Genomic DNA, 14,782 nt, shown 5'->3' with positions numbered 1-14,782 from the left:
ACCGTGCACGCCCAGGCCGTCCGCCGGCACCGCTGCACTCCGCACTCCGCACATCTTCCCGTGGATCACATCTCCCCGTAGATCCGGTCGCCGGCGTCGCCGAGCCCGGGGACGATGTAGGCGGTGTCGTTCAACCGCTCGTCGACGGCTGCGGCCACCACAGTCAGCTCCGCCGCCGCCGCGACCGGCAGGCCGGACTCCAGCGCCGCCAGCCCCTCCGGCGCGGCGACGACCGCGACGACCGTGATGCCCCGCGCCCCGCGGTCGAGCAGCAACCGCAGGCAGTGCAACGCCGAACCACCGGTGGCGAGCATCGGGTCGAGCAGCAGCACGGGCCGGCCGGTCAGATCGGCGGGCACGGCCTCCAGGTAGACGGTGGGTCGGTGCGTGGTCTCGTCCCGGGCCAGGCCGATGAAGGCGGTGTGGGCGTCCGGCAGCAGGCCGAGCGCCGCCGGCAGCATGCCGAGGCCGGCGCGCAGCACCGGGGCGACGACCGCCTCGGCGGCCGGTCGCACCCCGGCCGTCGTCGCCAGCGGCGTCGTCACCGTCACGGGCATGGTCGGCAGCGCCCGGGTCGCCTCGTAGACCAGCATCGTCGCCAGGTCGTGCAGGGTCGGCCGGAAACGGGAGCGCGGCGTGCGCTCGTCGCGGAGCACGGTGAGCGACGAGGCCGCCAGGGGATGGTCCACGACGTGCAGATGCACGGACTGACTCCTCGAGCGCGGGACGGGATCGGCAATGATGCAACGTATGACAACCGACCCCGCCGGACCCGACCGTCCCGCCGAGGAAGCGGCGGGCGGCGCCCCCACCACGGCCGAGGGCGCCCGGCCCACCTTGCGGCGGGCCGAGGTCGCCCGGCTGATCGACCACACCCTGCTGGCCCCGGCCGCGACCGACGAGGAGGTGCTCGCGCTGTGTGCCGAGGCCGCCAGGCTGGGCGTCGGCGCGGTCTGCGTGGCCCCGACCCACGTCTACCTCGCCGCGGCGAGCACGTACCGCAGCAGCCACGAGGCCGAGCCCGCCTTCGCCGTCGCCTCGGTGATCGGCTTTCCGCACGGCACGCATCTCACCGTCATCAAGGCCGAGGAGGCCCGCCGGGCCGTCGCGGACGGCGCGACGGAGATCGACATGGTCATCGACATCGCCAACGCGCTGGACGAGAACTGGCGGGCGATCGAGACCGAGATCTCCGAGGTCCGCCTGTCGGTGCCGCCGCATGTGATCCTCAAGGTGATCCTGGAGACCGCCCTGCTGCCCGACGCGAACATCATCGCAGCCTGCCGGGCGGCGGAGGCCGGCGGCGCCGAGTTCGTCAAGACGTCCACCGGATTCCACCCTGCCGGGGGGGCCAGCGTGCGAGCGGTGCGGGCGATGGCCGAGGCGGTGGGGGGACGGCTCGGAATCAAGGCCTCCGGCGGCATCCGGACCGCGGAGAAGGCGAAGGACATGCTCGAGGCCGGTGCAACCCGCCTCGGGCTGTCCGCCTCCGCCGACGTCCTCGCCGGCTTCCCCGCCTGATCCGACCCCGGCGTCCCCGCCCCGGGACGCGGCTACGCGGACATCTGGGGAACCCAGCAGGCCGCCAGATGATCGTCGACCAGACCGCAGGCCTGCATGAGCGCGTACGCGGTGGTCGGGCCGACGAACACGAAGCCGGTCGCGCGCAGCCCCTTCGCCAGCGCCACCGACTCGGCGGTCTTCGCCGGGACGTCGGCGAGGGTGGCCGGCCTGGCCCGCTGCGGCGGCCGGTGCGACCAGATCAGCTCGGGCAGCGGCCGGTCGAGGGCGAGCACCGCCCGGGCGTTGACGATCGTGGCCTCGATCTTGCGGCGGTTACGCACGATGCCGGCGTCGCCGAGCAGCCGCTCGACGTCGGCGGCCCCGAACCCGGCGACCACACTCGGGTCGAACCCGGCGAAGGCCGACCGGAATGCCGGTCGCTTGCGCAGGATCGTCAACCACGACAGCCCGGACTGGAACGCCTCGAGGGTGAGGCGCTCGAACAGACTCACCTCGTCCCGGACCGGGCGGCCCCACTCCTCATCGTGGTACTCGACGTATTCCGGCGCCGACAGGCCCCAGGGGCAACGCGCCCGCCCGTCGGCTCCGACCACGGCGCCCGCGGGGGCGGGCCGGTTCGGCATCGGGCCGGCGGGCACCGTCAGGGCGCCGAGGGGCTCGGTTCCTGCCACGCTCGTGCTCATCGGGCGAGCTCCTCACGGACGTAGGGCGCGTAGCCCGGCTTGATGACATCGTTGATCAGGTCGAGACGCTCGTCGAAGGGCAGGAAGGCCGACTTCATCGCGTTCAGGCTGAGCCAGCGGATGTCCGACCAGTCGTAGCCGTGGACGTCGACGAGCGTCGCGAACTCGCTCGACAGCGACACGTCGCTCATGAGCCGGTTGTCCGTGTTCACGGTGACCCGGAAGTGCAGCCGGCGCAGCAGGGCGATGGGATGGCGCTCGATGCTCGGCGCGGCACCCGTGTGCACGTTCGAGGTGGGGCACATCTCCAGCGGCACCCGGACGTCGCGCACGTAGTTGGCGAGGTCTCCGAGGGTCGCCTTGCCGTCCGGATCGACCGTGATGTCGTCGACGATGCGCACCCCGTGGCCGAGCCGGTCGGCGTTGCACCACTGGACCGCCTCCCAGATCGACGGCAGCCCGAACGCCTCTCCCGCATGGATGGTGTAGTGCCCGTTCGCCCGCTGGATGTACTGGAAGGCGTCGAGGTGCCGGGTCGGCGGGTTGCCCGCCTCGGCGCCGGCGATGTCGAAACCGACCACTCCGGCGTCGCGCCAGCGCACCGCCAGCTCCGCGATCTCCAGCGAGCGGGCCTGGTGACGCATGGCCGTGAGCAGCGCGCGGATGCGCAGCGGCGTGCCGGCCGAGCCAGCACGGAAGCCGTCGAGGACGGCCTCGACGACCGCGTCCAGCGACAGGCCGCGCTCGACGTGCAGCTCGGGCGCGAACCGCACCTCGGCATAGACCACGCCGTCGGCCGCGAGGTCCTCGGCGCACTCGCGCGCCACCCGCCGGATCGCCTCCTGGGTCTGCATCACGCCGACGGTGTGGCGGAAGGTCTCCAGGTAGCGCACCAGCGAGCCGCTGTGCGCCCCGCCGCGGAACCAGGTGCTCAGGGCCTTCGCGTCCGTGGACGGCAGGTCCCGGTAACCGGTCTCGTCGGCGAGCTCGACCACCGTGGCCGGCCGCAGCCCGCCGTCGAGATGGTCGTGCAGCAGGACCTTCGGCACCCGGCGGATCTCGTCGACCGTGATCGGACCGGGCGGTGCGTCGTTCGTCATCGGCTCCTCCGTCTCCTGCGCAGACCGTAGGCCACGGGTCCGACAGAACCGCGACGCCGCGAGGGCGGCCGGGCCGTCTCCCTCCCCCGCGGACGCGCTCAGGAGCAGATCAGGCGCGGATGTGGTCTCCGACGAGCGGGGTGGGCGGCGGCGGCTGCGGGGTGACCGTCACCGCGCCGGCGAGCGCGGCCAGCGCGCGGCCGAGGGTCGTCGGATCGTCGGTGTGCATTTCCAGCAGCGGCTCCCCCGCCGTGACCCGGTCGCCGATGCCCGCCCGCCAGCGCACACCCGCCGTCGCGGACACCGCGTCCTCCTTGCGAGCCCGCCCCGCGCCCAGCCGCCAGGCCGCGATGCCGACCGCCCGGGCGTCGAGATGCGCCAGGTAGCCGGACGCCGGGGCGGGCACGGTCTCGATGTGGGTCGCCCGTGGCAGGACCGCGTCGGGATCGCCGCCCTGCGCCGCGACCATCTCCCGCCACACCGGGTAGGCGTCCCCGGCCGCCAGCACCTCGGCCGGATCACGAACCGCCCGCGGCCCGCCCGCGTCCGGAGCCGCCGGCGCCCCGCCGGCGCCGACCGCCCGCCCCGCGCCCGCCAGCTGGATCATCACCCGAGCCAGGGCGACGGTGACCTCGACCAGGTCCCTGGGCCCGCCGCCACGCAGCGTGTCGACCGCCTCGGCCACCTCCAGCGCGTTGCCGGCGGTCCGCCCCAGCGGGTGGTCCATGCGGGTCAGCACCGCCTCGGTCCGGACACCGGCGGCCGCGCCGAGCCCGACCATGGTCCGCGCCAGCTCCCGGGCGTCGTCCAGCGAGGTCATGAACGCCCCCGAGCCGACCTTCACGTCGAGGACCAGCGCGGACGTTCCCTCGGCGATCTTCTTGCTCATGATCGACGAGGCGATGAGCGGGATCGACTCGACCGTCCCGGTGACGTCCCGCAGCGCGTAGAGCCGGCGATCGGCGGGAGCCAGTCCGGCCCCGGCGGCACAGATCACCGCGCCCACCTCGGCAAGCTGACGGCGCATCCGTTCGACCGGCAGGTCGGCGCGCCAACCCGGGATCGACTCCATCTTGTCCAGCGTCCCGCCGGTGTGCCCGAGGCCCCGCCCCGACAGCTGCGGGACGGCGACGCCGCACGCGGCGACCAGCGGCACCAGCACCAGCGAGACCTTGTCGCCGACCCCGCCGGTCGAGTGCTTGTCCACGGTCGGACGGCCGACTCCGGCCAGGTCCAGCCGCTCGCCGCTGGCGATCATTGCCGCGGTCCAGCGGTCGAGCTCGGGCGGGGACATTCCCCGCCACACCACCGCCATCAGGTAGGCCGACATCTGCTCGTCGGCGACCCGGCCGTGGGTGTAGGCGTCGACCAGCCAGTCGACGGCCGCCAGCGGTAGCGAGCGGCCATCCCGCTTGGCGCGGATGAGATCGACGACGTCGAAGTCGGCGCTCACGACGCCCCCGATCCGCCGGACGGGGTAGCACCGGTGGGGGATGGGCCGGGCGGAACGGGAGGGCCGGGCGGAACGGGCGGATCGCCGGCCGCCACCGCCGCAAGATCCGCCCGCCGCGGCGGGACCGGCAGGTCGAGCGGACCGAACGCGCCGGGCAGCAGCTCCGCCAACCGCCGCACGCCGTCAGCGGTCGCGACGAGCAGGTCGGGGCCGCCGTGCTCGTAGAGGAGCTGCCGGCACCGGCCGCAGGGCGCCAGCGGCCGTCCGTCCGCGTCGACGCACGCGAACGCCACCAGGCGGCCGCCTCCCCGGGCGTGCAGCGCCGAGACGAGGCCGCACTCGGCGCACAGCGCGAGGCCGTACGAGGCGTTCTCGACGTTGCAGCCGACGACCATCCACGGCTCGTCCCCGGTGGTGCGGCCCTCGGCATCCGGACGGTCGACGACCAGCGCCGCCGCGCCGACCCGGAGGCCCGAATACGGCGCGTAGGCACTCTGCGCGACACGGACAGCGGCGTTCCGCAGCCGTTCCCAGTCTCTGTCGTCCACACTCCACCCCATGTTCCTGCACCCCCTGGTCCCGCCGTACTTCATGGCTTCGCGACACTCCGCGGCGTCGCGACACTCCGCGGCCTCGCGACACCCCGCGGCCTTGCCACCTCGTGTTCTCGTCGGAGTCCGTGGTCCGATCGGGCGCTGACGCCAGCATGCCCGACCTCCGCGGGCCGGCCACGATGTGATCCCATTGACGCGAGCCTCACTGGCGATCGGGAAGGGACGAAGGGATGGCAGGCGAGTCCCCGGACAACCCGGGTCCGGCCGGGGCGGTGGCCCTCGTCGGAGGGCGCTACCGGCTCGACGGCGTCCTCGGGCATGGCGGCTTCGGCGTCGTGCACCGGGCCACTGACGAGCTGCTCCAGCGGGTGGTGGCCGTCAAGGAGGTGCGGCTGCCGATCACCGAAAGTGGTCTGGAGCGCGACCGGGCTCGGGAGCGGGTCCTGCGCGAGGCGCGCGCCGCCGGGCGGTTGCACCATCCCGGAGCCGTCGCCGTGCTCGACGTCATCGACGACGGCGATCTGCCGTGGATCGTCATGGAGTACGTCGAGGGGCAGTCGCTGTCGCGGATCATCGCGGATCTCGGCCCTCGGCCGGTCGACGAGACCTGCCGCGTCGGCATCAGTCTCGCCTACGCCCTGGAGGCGGCGCACCGGCTCGGGATCGTCCACCGGGATGTCAAGCCGAGCAACGTGCTGGTCACCCCCGACGGTCGGGCCCGGCTGACGGACTTCGGCATCGCGGTCAGCCACGGTGATCCCCGGCTCACCAGCACCGGGATGGTGCTCGGCTCGCCGGCCTACCTGCCGCCCGAGCGAGCTCGCGGGGACGCGGGCAGCGCCACCGGTGACCGGTGGGGGCTGGGCGCCACGCTGTTCACCACGGTCGAGGGCTGCCCGCCCTTCGCCGGCAGCGACCCGATCTCGGTGCTCGCCGCACTCATGCAGGGGCGGCGCCAGCCCTTCCGCCTCGCCGGCCCACTGGCACCGGTGATCGACGATCTGATGGCGCCGCACGAGCTGAGCCGGCCCCCGCTGTCCATCGTGCGCAAGCGGCTGCGTGAGATCCTGGAGCGTGGCGGCGAGCGGCGCTCGTCCCGGACGGGCCGACCGACGCGCCCCACCCGGCCGCGCCCGTCTGCCCGCAGCATCTCCACCGGGCCGCCCGACGCGGCCGACCGCCCCGATCCCGTCGAGGCGGTCGACGAGCTCCCCGAGGGGACCGTTGCGCAGGGCACGGACGATCCGCACCGCCAGGCCGATCCCGGTGGCGCGGGTCGCTCCCACGGCGGAGACGATGCAGCAGCCCTGGACGAGCCGGGCGGCGATGCCACCGGCCACGGCCCGCGGCCGATGCTCGACGAGGCTCCCGGCGACGACACGCCCCACCCTGACGGCAGGGACACCGCTCACCCTCGGCAGCGATCGAAGGCAACCAAAGAGCACAGCACTGACGATGAAAGCCGTGCAGCCGAACAACGCGGCGCGGTCGAAAGCCGTCGGGACGACAGTGGCGAGACGCTGGCCACGAAACACCCCGACGTCGCGGAATCCGTCGCGCCCGCCTCGACCGCGAGCTCCTCGGCGGGCGCCGCCGGCCCCGGGTATTCCGAACCGGCGGTCACGGCATGGGCGCCCCCGGCGCCGATGATCGGCCTACCGACGGTCTCCCCAACGGGAAACATCGAATCGGCCGCCGTGCCGCTCTCCGCGTCTGCGGGCGGCGCCCCCGCCCCGCCCGGCACAGCTACGGAGACCGTTGCGGCCGAGGCCTACACAGACGAGACCGTCGCGAGTGAGAGCGGTGCACGTGAGACCCACGGGCTGAATCCCGTCGCCACCAACATCGCCGAGGTCCGGACAGCCGAGACTGCGACAACCCCGACCGGCGCGGCCTTGACCCGCACACAGCGGACCGACACGCAGCGGACCGACACGCAATGGACCGACAGGGGACAGACCGACGCCGACGGGACCGGACCGGCCGGGGCCGAACCGGCCGAGGCCCCGGCGAGCCGGCCTGAGCTCGACGAGGACCGAGTGGGCGCAGCCGTTGCACCGCCGGCCGGCTCCGCCGGACAGGCACCGGCGCGGGGTCCGGCCGAGAATCCGCCACCCGCGGCCCCTCCACCGGCGGCGGCCCCTGCGAAGTCGGCGGCCCCTGCGCAGTCGGTGGAACCTGCGCAGTCGGTGGAACCGACGGCTGGGCCTGTGGCGGCCGCGCCCCCCGCGCCCCCGCGCGCGCAGCCGATGCGCACTCGCCTCACCAGCCCGCTCGAGCGCATGCGTTCGATGGACCGGATGCGGGCACTCGGCGGGATTCCCGCGCGGGCGCGATTGGTGGGTCGCGGCACCGGGTCCGATGCCGGGACCGGCGGTGGGTCCGGCGCCGGGGCTGGCGGTGGGTCCGGCGCCGGGGTAGCGGCTCGGCAGGGTGAGTCCTGGGACTCTACGGCCGCAACCGGTGGTGCACGCCGCGCGAGTGGTGCACCCGGCACGAGCGACGGTCCGCTCCCGACCACCCCGGGCCCCGGCCTGGCAGCTGCGACGGCGTCCGGCGACGCGGCTGCGGGGAACGCCGGCGCGGGACGGGCTGCGACGGCCGCGCCCGCCGCTGCAGCGCGGCGCGGACGGCTCGGCCAGCCGTGGACCCGACCACGCACCGCGGCCGCCGCCGGACCCGCCGCCCTGGCGACCGATTCCGGGCTCCCCGCGACGGCCACTCGGCCCGCCGCCGAGTCGACCCCGACGACCGCTCGGCCCGCCGCTGCGGTCATGCCGATGGAGCCGGCCGGCGCCGCGGAGGGGGGCGAGATCCGCTCGGCTGCCGGTGGCGTCCCACAACAGATCAGACCGGCCGCTGCCGGGGCACCGACTCCTCCCGGCGGCACCGCGGCGGGCCGGGCGGGCGGTCCGAGCGGCAGGCCGTCCACGCCGGCAGGACCGATGGACGACAGCCTGCCTGCGGACCGCGAGGCCGACCCGCGCCGCCGCCTCGTCGCGGTGTCGGCGCTCGCCGTGCTGGCCGCGGCGATCATCATCGCGGTCCTGATCCTGATCAGCGGCGGGGGGAGCTCCGGGACCGCCGGTGTCTCCGCCGGGCGCGACGGAGCCGGCGCACCCGCGGGAACGACCGGCCCAGGCTCCGGCGCCACCGCCAGGACGCCCGGAGTCGGGGGGACCGCGGCGGTCAGCGGCGCGGCCAGCATCCGTCCGGCCGATCCCCCGACCGGAGCCGCCGATCCCGTGGCCAGGGACACCAGCCCGGTCACCGCGCCTGCGGGCTGGGTCTCCTACGTCGATCCCGATGCCGGCTGGTCGGTGGCCTACCCGTCGACCTGGCAGCGCCAGCAGGGCCCCGGCGGCCCCGGAAACGTCGATTTCGTGGACCCGGCTACCAGGGCGTTCCTGCGGGTCGGTAGCGTCAGTCGGGCAAACACCTCCGCGATCGGTGACTGGCAACACAACGAGGCCGGTTTCGTTCGGAGTGTGCAGGACTATCGGCGCGTACGGCTGGCTCCCAGCGACGGTGGGGATGGCACCGAGCAGGCCGACTGGGAGTTCGGGTACCGCAGGTCGGACGGGGTCATGGTGCATGTGCTCAACCGGGGCGCGATTCGCAACGGCCACGGATATGCCCTCTACTGGCATACCCGGGAGGATCTGTGGTTGCAGGATCAAGCATTGATGCACCAGCTCTTCAGCACCTTCCGGCCCGGTCCGTGATGTCGGCATTCGTCGGGTTTCCGACTCGCGCGGCGGCCGGAAACACGCCAGCCGTCGGGCGCGCGGATCCATCCGTCTGTCAGACTTGACACGATGGCCAAATCGGCAAGCGTGCCCCCGGACACCTCTCGGCACGGCACGCCTCGTTACGTAGCTCAGCGCTACCGTCTCGACACGCCCATCGGGCGTGGTGGAGCGGGTGTCGTTTGGCGCGGTGAGGACGAACTACTCCAGCGCCCGGTGGCCATCAAGGAGATTCTCGTCCCGATGGCCGGGGCGCAGAACGAGCGCGACGCGATCCGGGCCCGGGTGCTGCGGGAGGCCCGCGCGCTGGCCCGCCTGCACAGCCCCGCCATCGTCTCGGTGTACGACGTGGTCGAGGAGCACCAGCGACACTGGATCATCATGGAACTCGTCGACGCGGACAGCCTCGGCGACGTGATTCGAAGCCACGGCCCACTGCCCTTCGACCAGGTCGCGGCGATCGGGCTGGCGCTGACCGACGCGCTCGCCGCGGCGCACTCCGCCGGCGTGCTGCACCGCGACGTCAAGCCCGGCAACGTCCTGCTCGGCCGGGACGGCCGGGTTCGGCTCACCGACTTCGGTATCGCCGCGACCGAAGGTGATGTGACCCTGACGGGGACCGGCGCACTCGTCGGCTCCCCTGCCTACATCGCCCCCGAGCGGGTCCGAGGCTCCTCGGGCAGCCCGGCGAGCGACCTGTGGGGCCTCGGCGCGACCCTGTACTCGGCGGTCGAGGGCCAGCCACCGTTCGAGGGCCCGGAGACCTACGCGGTGCTGACCGCCGTGGTCGAGGGCCGCCGCCGCGCCTTCCGGCTGGCGGGGCCCCTGCGCAACCTGCTCAGCGATCTGATGGACCGGCCGGCGGAGGAACGCCCGGACGTCACGGAGATCCGCCGGCGGCTGATTCCCGTGGCCCGCAACGCCAACCCGGTGCCGGCCTCCGTCATGCACGCCCGGCCGCGCTCCGAGGACGACGACGCGGGTGCGAGCGCCGCCGACGTCGGTCTGGAGAACCTCGACGAACCGGCGGCTCCGTCGGCATCGACCGACGGCGGCGGCGGCGGATCGGCGGCGGGTCGCAGCGCCGGCCGGACCGGCCCTTCGGCGTGGAGCGGGCCGATGACGGGTGCCGCGGCGTCCGGCCAGCACGGCGGCACCGGCCCGCGCGCCACGGGTGGTCTGGTACCGCCCCCCGGCGGCCCCGTCTCGCCCGACGGGCCAGCCGAGTCCGCCGACTCGGAGATCACTGCGGATCCGGTGCTCGGGGCGCTGGACGAGACCGCCATCTCGCCCGCCACCGGTGGCGGTCCCCGGCCGCCCCGGTACGAACCGCTCCGATCCACCGCGCCGAACCGGACCCGGCCCCAGGTCGATCACGATGCGCAGACGAGGATCGGGCCGCCCGCCCAGGCGACAGGACCGACGCACGGTGGAGACGATGACGAGACCCGCATCGGCGTGGTCCCCGTCGTGGCGTCGACGGCCAGCCTCGGGATGTTCGACGACGATCACGCCGCCGGGCTCGTCCCGCTCGACGAGGCCCGCCGACGCTCCGAGGCCGCACATCAGCGTGGTCCCCACGGCAACGGCCACGGCCACAGTCGGGGGTCCGGCGGTGCCGGGGAGCGTCGACGGCGGACCATCGCGATCGCGGCTGCCGCGGTCGCCATCCTGGCCGGCGCGGCGATCGCCCTGACCGTGGGTCTGGCCGGGGGTGGCTCGCCGGCCAAGCCGAACGACGTGACGGCGCCGAAGACGACCGCCCCGACCGTCTCCGCCGTACCCTCCTCCCCGCTCGCGACGACCTCGCAGCCCGACACCTCCGCCCCGGCGGTCGTGACCCCGTCGACGCCGCGCCGCACCCACCGCGCGCCGTCGACGACCTCCCCGATCCTGGAGGCCACGCCGACCGCGCAGGCCAGCACCGCGGTCGAAACGCCGCCGGCGTCGCCGACGCAGCCGCTCCCGACGACGGCGCCACCGCCGACCAAGCCGGCACCGACCACCCCCGCGCCGACTCCGACCATCCGGACAACGCCGGCCACCGCGCCTGCGCCACCGCCGTCGACCGGCCCGCCGCCGGCCGCGCAGTGACGGCGGCGGGCGGGCCCGCTGTGGCATAGTTCACCCGCCGGCGCCGGGCCCGGACCCGCCGCTGACCAGGCCCGGCACTAGCATCTGCCGCAGGCGCGCGGTGGCCGCCCCGGCGACGCATCGCCGCCCCGTGGCGCCGCGGGCGCCGCGGATGTGACCCTTTCTGGCCGAGCGGCTGGGCCGATCCGGAGGAGCTTTCATTGCCGAAGGCACCAGCGGGCACGCTGTACCGCGGTCGCGAGGGGATGTGGTCCTGGGTCGCCCACCGGATCACGGGCGTCCTGGTCTTCTTCTTCCTGTTCGCGCACGTGCTCGACACGGCGCTCGTCCGGGTCTCGCCCTCGTCGTACAACGAGGTGATCGAGGTCTACAAGAGCCCGATCGTGAACCTGCTCGAGGTCGGCCTGGTCGCCGCGGTGCTGTTCCACGCGCTCAACGGCATCCGGATCATCCTGATCGACTTCTGGGAGTCCGGACCGAAGTACCAGAAGCAGATGCTGTACATCGAACTCGTGCTGTTCGTGGTGCTGCTCGTTCCCGCGGCCTACCGGATGCTGCTGCACACCGTCGAGACGCTGTTCGGGAGCGCGACCTGATGGCGACGACGGCGGTGCCGGCGGACCGGGGCGCGCCGGAGCTGGCCGCCCCGCGCTCGCCGCGGCGGCGGACGAAGCCGGGCGCCGCGAAGGCCCGCAGCAACTTCGAGCTCTACGCCTGGGTGTTCATGCGGATCAGCGGCCTGCTGCTGTTCTTCCTGGTGCTCGGCCACCTGTTCATCATGAACGTGCTCGACGGCGGCGTGCAGCGGGTGAACTTCGGTTTCGTCGCGGGCCGCTGGGCATCGCCGTTCTGGCGCACGTGGGACCTGGTGATGCTGCTGCTGGCCGAGCTGCACGGCACCAACGGGCTGCGCACCGTGATCAACGACTACGCGGAACGGGCACAGACCCGGTTCTGGCTGAAGATGCTGCTCTACACCTCGGCGTTTCTGGTCGTCACCCTCGGCACGCTGGTCATCTTCACCTTCGACCCCACTCTGTGAGTGCGACCCCGATCCAGCAGGTGCGACCCCGATCCAGTGAGGAGGTAGGCGTGCAGCTCCACAGGTACGACGTGGTCATCGTCGGCGCGGGCGGGGCCGGGATGCGCGCCGCCCTCGAGGCGGGGCAGCGCTGCCGGACCGCCGTGCTCACCAAGCTCTACCCGACGCGTTCGCACACCGGCGCGGCCCAGGGCGGCATGTGCGCCGCGCTGGCCAACGTCGAGGAGGACAACTGGGAGTGGCACACCTTCGACACGATCAAGGGCGGTGACTACCTGGTCGACCAGGACGCCGCCGAGATCATGGCGAAGGAGGCCATCGACGCCGTCCTCGACCTGGAGAAGATGGGGCTGCCGTTCAACCGCACCCCGGAGGGTCGGATCGACCAGCGGCGTTTCGGCGGCCACACCCGCGATCACGGCAAGGCGCCGGTCCGCCGATCCTGCTACGCGGCCGACCGCACCGGCCACATGATCCTCCAGACTCTGTACCAGCAGTGCGTCCGGCACGACATCGAGTTCTACAACGAGTTCTACGTCCTCGACCTGCTGCTGCAGGATGGCGCGGCGGCCGGCGTGGTCGCCTACGAGCTGAAGACCGGCGAGATCCACGTCTTCCAGGCCAAGTCCGTGGTCTTCGCCACCGGCGGGTTCGGCAAGGTGTTCAAGGTCACGTCGAATGCGCACACGTTGACCGGCGACGGCATGGGCCTGGCGTTTCGCCGCGGCATTCCGCTGGAGGACATGGAATTCTTCCAGTTCCACCCGACGGGAATCTGGAAGATGGGCATCCTGCTCACCGAGGGCGCCCGCGGCGAGGGCGGGATCCTGCGCAACCGCGACGGCGAGCGGTTCATGGAGCGTTACGCGCCGACCATCAAGGACCTCGCCCCCCGCGACATGGTGGCCCGGGCCATCTACACCGAGATCCGCGCCGGCCGGGGCTGCGGCCCCGACGCCGACCACGTGTACCTCGACCTGACCCATCTGCCGCCGGAGCAGCTCGACGCGAAGCTGCCGGACATCACCGAGTTCGCCCGCACCTACCTCGGCATCGAGCCCTACGACGACCCGATCCCGATCCAGCCGACGGCACACTACGCGATGGGCGGCATCCCGACGACCATCGACGCGCAGGTCCTCGCGGACAACGACACCGTCGTCCCCGGCCTGTACGCCGCCGGCGAGGTGGCCTGCGTGTCCGTGCACGGCGCGAACCGCCTGGGGACCAACTCTCTGCTCGACATCAACGTGTTCGGCCGGCGGGCGGGCATCGCCGCCGCCGAGTACGCGAACGCCACCCCGCACCACGTCGACCTGCCGGCAGATCCGGCGTCGTTCGTGGACGACATGCTCCGCCGGCTGCGCGCGGGTGCCGGCACCGAGAACACGGCCGTGATCCGCGCCGAGCTGCAGCAGTCGATGGACGTCAACGCCTCGGTCTACCGCACCGAGGCGACGCTCAAGCAGGCGCTCAGCGACATCGCCGCGCTGAAGGTCCGCTACCAGCAGGTGGGCGTGTCCGACCGGGGACGCCGGTACAACACCGAACTCCTGGAGGCGGTCGAGCTCGGCTTTCTGCTCGACCTCGCCGAGGTTCTGGTGGTGGGGGCGCTGGCGCGCAACGAGTCCCGCGGCGGCCACTCGCGGGAGGACTACCCGAGCCGGGACGACGTCAACTTCATGCGCCACACGATGGCCTACCGGTCGGGACCGCTCGCCGCCGCCTCGCCGGAGGCGGACATCCGGCTGGACTACAAGCCGGTCGTCGTCACCCGCTACGAGCCGATGGAGCGCAAGTACTGATGACCGTCGTCGACTCCCGGCCCACCGCGGCCCCGGGTCCGGCCGCAACCGGCCCGGCGCCCGTGACCGTCACGCTCAAGATCCGCCGGTTCGACCCCGAGTTCGCCGACGAGGCACGCTGGGAGAGCTACCAGGTGCCGTTCGATCCCAGCGACCGCCTGCTCGACGCGATCATGTGGGTGAAGTGGAACCTCGACGGCTCCCTGGCCTTCCGGCGTTCCTGCGCCCACGGCGTGTGCGGCTCGGACGCGATGCGGGTGAACGGTGTCAACCGGCTCGCCTGCAAGGTGCTCGTGAAGGATCTCGGGCCCGAGATCAGCATCGAACCGATCAAAGGCCTTCCGGTCGAGAAGGACCTGATCGTCGACATGGAACCGTTCTTCGACGCGTTCCGGGCGGTGAAGCCCTATCTGATCACGGATGACCACGAGCCGACCCGGGAACGGCTGCAGTCCCCCGAGGACCGGGCCCGCTTCGACGACACCACCAAGTGCATCATGTGCGCGGCCTGCACGACGTCCTGCCCGGTCTTCTGGAACGACGGGGACTACTTCGGGCCGCAGGCGATCGTCGCCGCCCACCGCTTCATCTTCGACAGCCGCGACGCCGGCGCCGACGAGCGGCTGGAGATCCTCAACGAGCGTGAGGGCGTCTGGCGCTGCCGGACCACCTTCAACTGCACGAATGCCTGCCCGCGGGGTATCCAGGTCACCAAGGCGATCCAGGAGGTCAAGCGGGCCCTGCTGTTCCGCCGCTTCTGATCGACCGAAACCGGCGC

The 14,782-nt window shown here is 73.2% G+C and carries 12 protein-coding genes; 7 read left to right on the top strand and 5 right to left on the bottom strand.

Annotation, left to right across the window (positions count from 1 at the left end):
- Nucleotides 1-65: 65 nt before the first annotated feature.
- Nucleotides 66-704, bottom strand: coding sequence for a uracil phosphoribosyltransferase (gene upp / locus FRAAL_RS05225; protein WP_041938874.1), 639 nt, complete (start codon nt 702-704; stop codon nt 66-68).
- A 37-nt stretch (nt 705-741) separates the two neighbouring features.
- Between upp and deoC the strand changes: the two genes are divergently transcribed.
- A complete protein-coding gene (gene deoC, locus FRAAL_RS05220; protein WP_231861673.1) occupies nt 742-1,521 on the top strand; it encodes a deoxyribose-phosphate aldolase in 780 nt (259 codons plus the stop codon).
- A gap of 32 nt (nt 1,522-1,553) precedes the next feature.
- Here deoC and FRAAL_RS05215 read toward each other — a convergent pair whose 3' ends face one another.
- The 4 genes from FRAAL_RS05215 to FRAAL_RS05200 form a co-directional block, all read right to left on the bottom strand.
- Nucleotides 1,554-2,147 carry a DNA-3-methyladenine glycosylase I gene (locus FRAAL_RS05215; protein WP_041940183.1) on the bottom strand — a complete coding sequence of 198 codons (594 nt, stop codon included), beginning with the start codon at nt 2,145-2,147 and terminating at the stop codon, nt 1,554-1,556.
- 56 nt (nt 2,148-2,203) lie between these two features.
- A complete protein-coding gene (locus FRAAL_RS05210; RefSeq protein ID WP_011602398.1) occupies nt 2,204-3,307 on the bottom strand; it encodes an adenosine deaminase in 1,104 nt (367 codons plus the stop codon).
- 109 nt (nt 3,308-3,416) lie between these two features.
- Nucleotides 3,417-4,760 (bottom strand): thymidine phosphorylase, encoded by a 1,344-nt coding sequence (locus tag FRAAL_RS05205; RefSeq protein ID WP_011602397.1) that lies wholly within the window; start codon nt 4,758-4,760, stop codon nt 3,417-3,419.
- Nucleotides 4,757-5,308: a cytidine deaminase gene (locus FRAAL_RS05200; RefSeq protein ID WP_256788324.1), complete on the bottom strand. Its 552-nt coding sequence runs from the start codon at nt 5,306-5,308 to the stop codon at nt 4,757-4,759. The genes FRAAL_RS05205 and FRAAL_RS05200 overlap by 4 nt, the downstream gene beginning before the upstream one ends.
- 236 nt (nt 5,309-5,544) lie before the next feature.
- Here FRAAL_RS05200 and FRAAL_RS05195 point away from each other — a divergent pair, with 236 nt between their 5' ends.
- The 6 genes from FRAAL_RS05195 (at nt 5,545) to FRAAL_RS05170 (ending at nt 14,765) form a co-directional block, all read left to right on the top strand.
- A complete protein-coding gene (locus FRAAL_RS05195) occupies nt 5,545-9,039 on the top strand; it encodes a serine/threonine-protein kinase (RefSeq protein ID WP_011602395.1) in 3,495 nt (1,164 codons plus the stop codon).
- A gap of 93 nt (nt 9,040-9,132) precedes the next feature.
- The gene (locus FRAAL_RS05190; protein ID WP_011602394.1) at nt 9,133-11,157 is read left to right on the top strand and encodes a serine/threonine-protein kinase; all 2,025 of its coding nucleotides are present in this window, start codon (nt 9,133-9,135) and stop codon (nt 11,155-11,157) included.
- Nucleotides 11,158-11,357: 200 nt separating this feature from the next.
- Nucleotides 11,358-11,753, top strand: a complete 396-nt coding sequence (gene sdhC, locus FRAAL_RS05185; protein ID WP_041938872.1) for a succinate dehydrogenase, cytochrome b556 subunit — start codon at nt 11,358-11,360, stop codon at nt 11,751-11,753.
- Complete coding sequence (locus tag FRAAL_RS05180) at nt 11,753-12,199, top strand: succinate dehydrogenase hydrophobic membrane anchor subunit (protein WP_050997012.1); 447 nt, start codon at nt 11,753-11,755, stop codon at nt 12,197-12,199. Before sdhC ends, FRAAL_RS05180 begins: the two co-directional genes overlap by 1 nt.
- A gap of 50 nt (nt 12,200-12,249) precedes the next feature.
- Nucleotides 12,250-14,004: a succinate dehydrogenase flavoprotein subunit gene (gene sdhA / locus FRAAL_RS05175; RefSeq protein ID WP_041938871.1), complete on the top strand. Its 1,755-nt coding sequence runs from the start codon at nt 12,250-12,252 to the stop codon at nt 14,002-14,004.
- Nucleotides 14,004-14,765 (top strand): succinate dehydrogenase iron-sulfur subunit, encoded by a 762-nt coding sequence (locus tag FRAAL_RS05170; RefSeq protein ID WP_011602390.1) that lies wholly within the window; start codon nt 14,004-14,006, stop codon nt 14,763-14,765. Before sdhA ends, FRAAL_RS05170 begins: the two co-directional genes overlap by 1 nt.
- The last annotated feature ends 17 nt before the right edge of the window (nt 14,766-14,782 follow it).

Source organism: Frankia alni ACN14a (assembly GCF_000058485.1).
Classification (GTDB): Bacteria; Actinomycetota; Actinomycetes; order Frankiales; family Frankiaceae; genus Frankia; species Frankia alni.
Note: the sequence above shows the minus strand (reverse complement) of the source record. Positions and strands in the feature narration are given on the sequence as shown.

Coding starts and splice junctions, on each gene's coding strand:
- deoC (WP_231861673.1), top strand. CDS start 742: ATGCAACGTATGACAACCGACCCCGCCGGACCCGACCGTCCCGCCGAG.
- FRAAL_RS05215 (WP_041940183.1), bottom strand. CDS start 2,147: ATGCCGAACCGGCCCGCCCCCGCGGGCGCCGTGGTCGGAGCCGACGGG.
- FRAAL_RS05210 (WP_011602398.1), bottom strand. CDS start 3,307: ATGACGAACGACGCACCGCCCGGTCCGATCACGGTCGACGAGATCCGC.
- FRAAL_RS05195 (WP_011602395.1), top strand. CDS start 5,545: ATGGCAGGCGAGTCCCCGGACAACCCGGGTCCGGCCGGGGCGGTGGCC.
- FRAAL_RS05190 (WP_011602394.1), top strand. CDS start 9,133: ATGGCCAAATCGGCAAGCGTGCCCCCGGACACCTCTCGGCACGGCACG.
- FRAAL_RS05180 (WP_050997012.1), top strand. CDS start 11,753: ATGGCGACGACGGCGGTGCCGGCGGACCGGGGCGCGCCGGAGCTGGCC.
- FRAAL_RS05170 (WP_011602390.1), top strand. CDS start 14,004: ATGACCGTCGTCGACTCCCGGCCCACCGCGGCCCCGGGTCCGGCCGCA.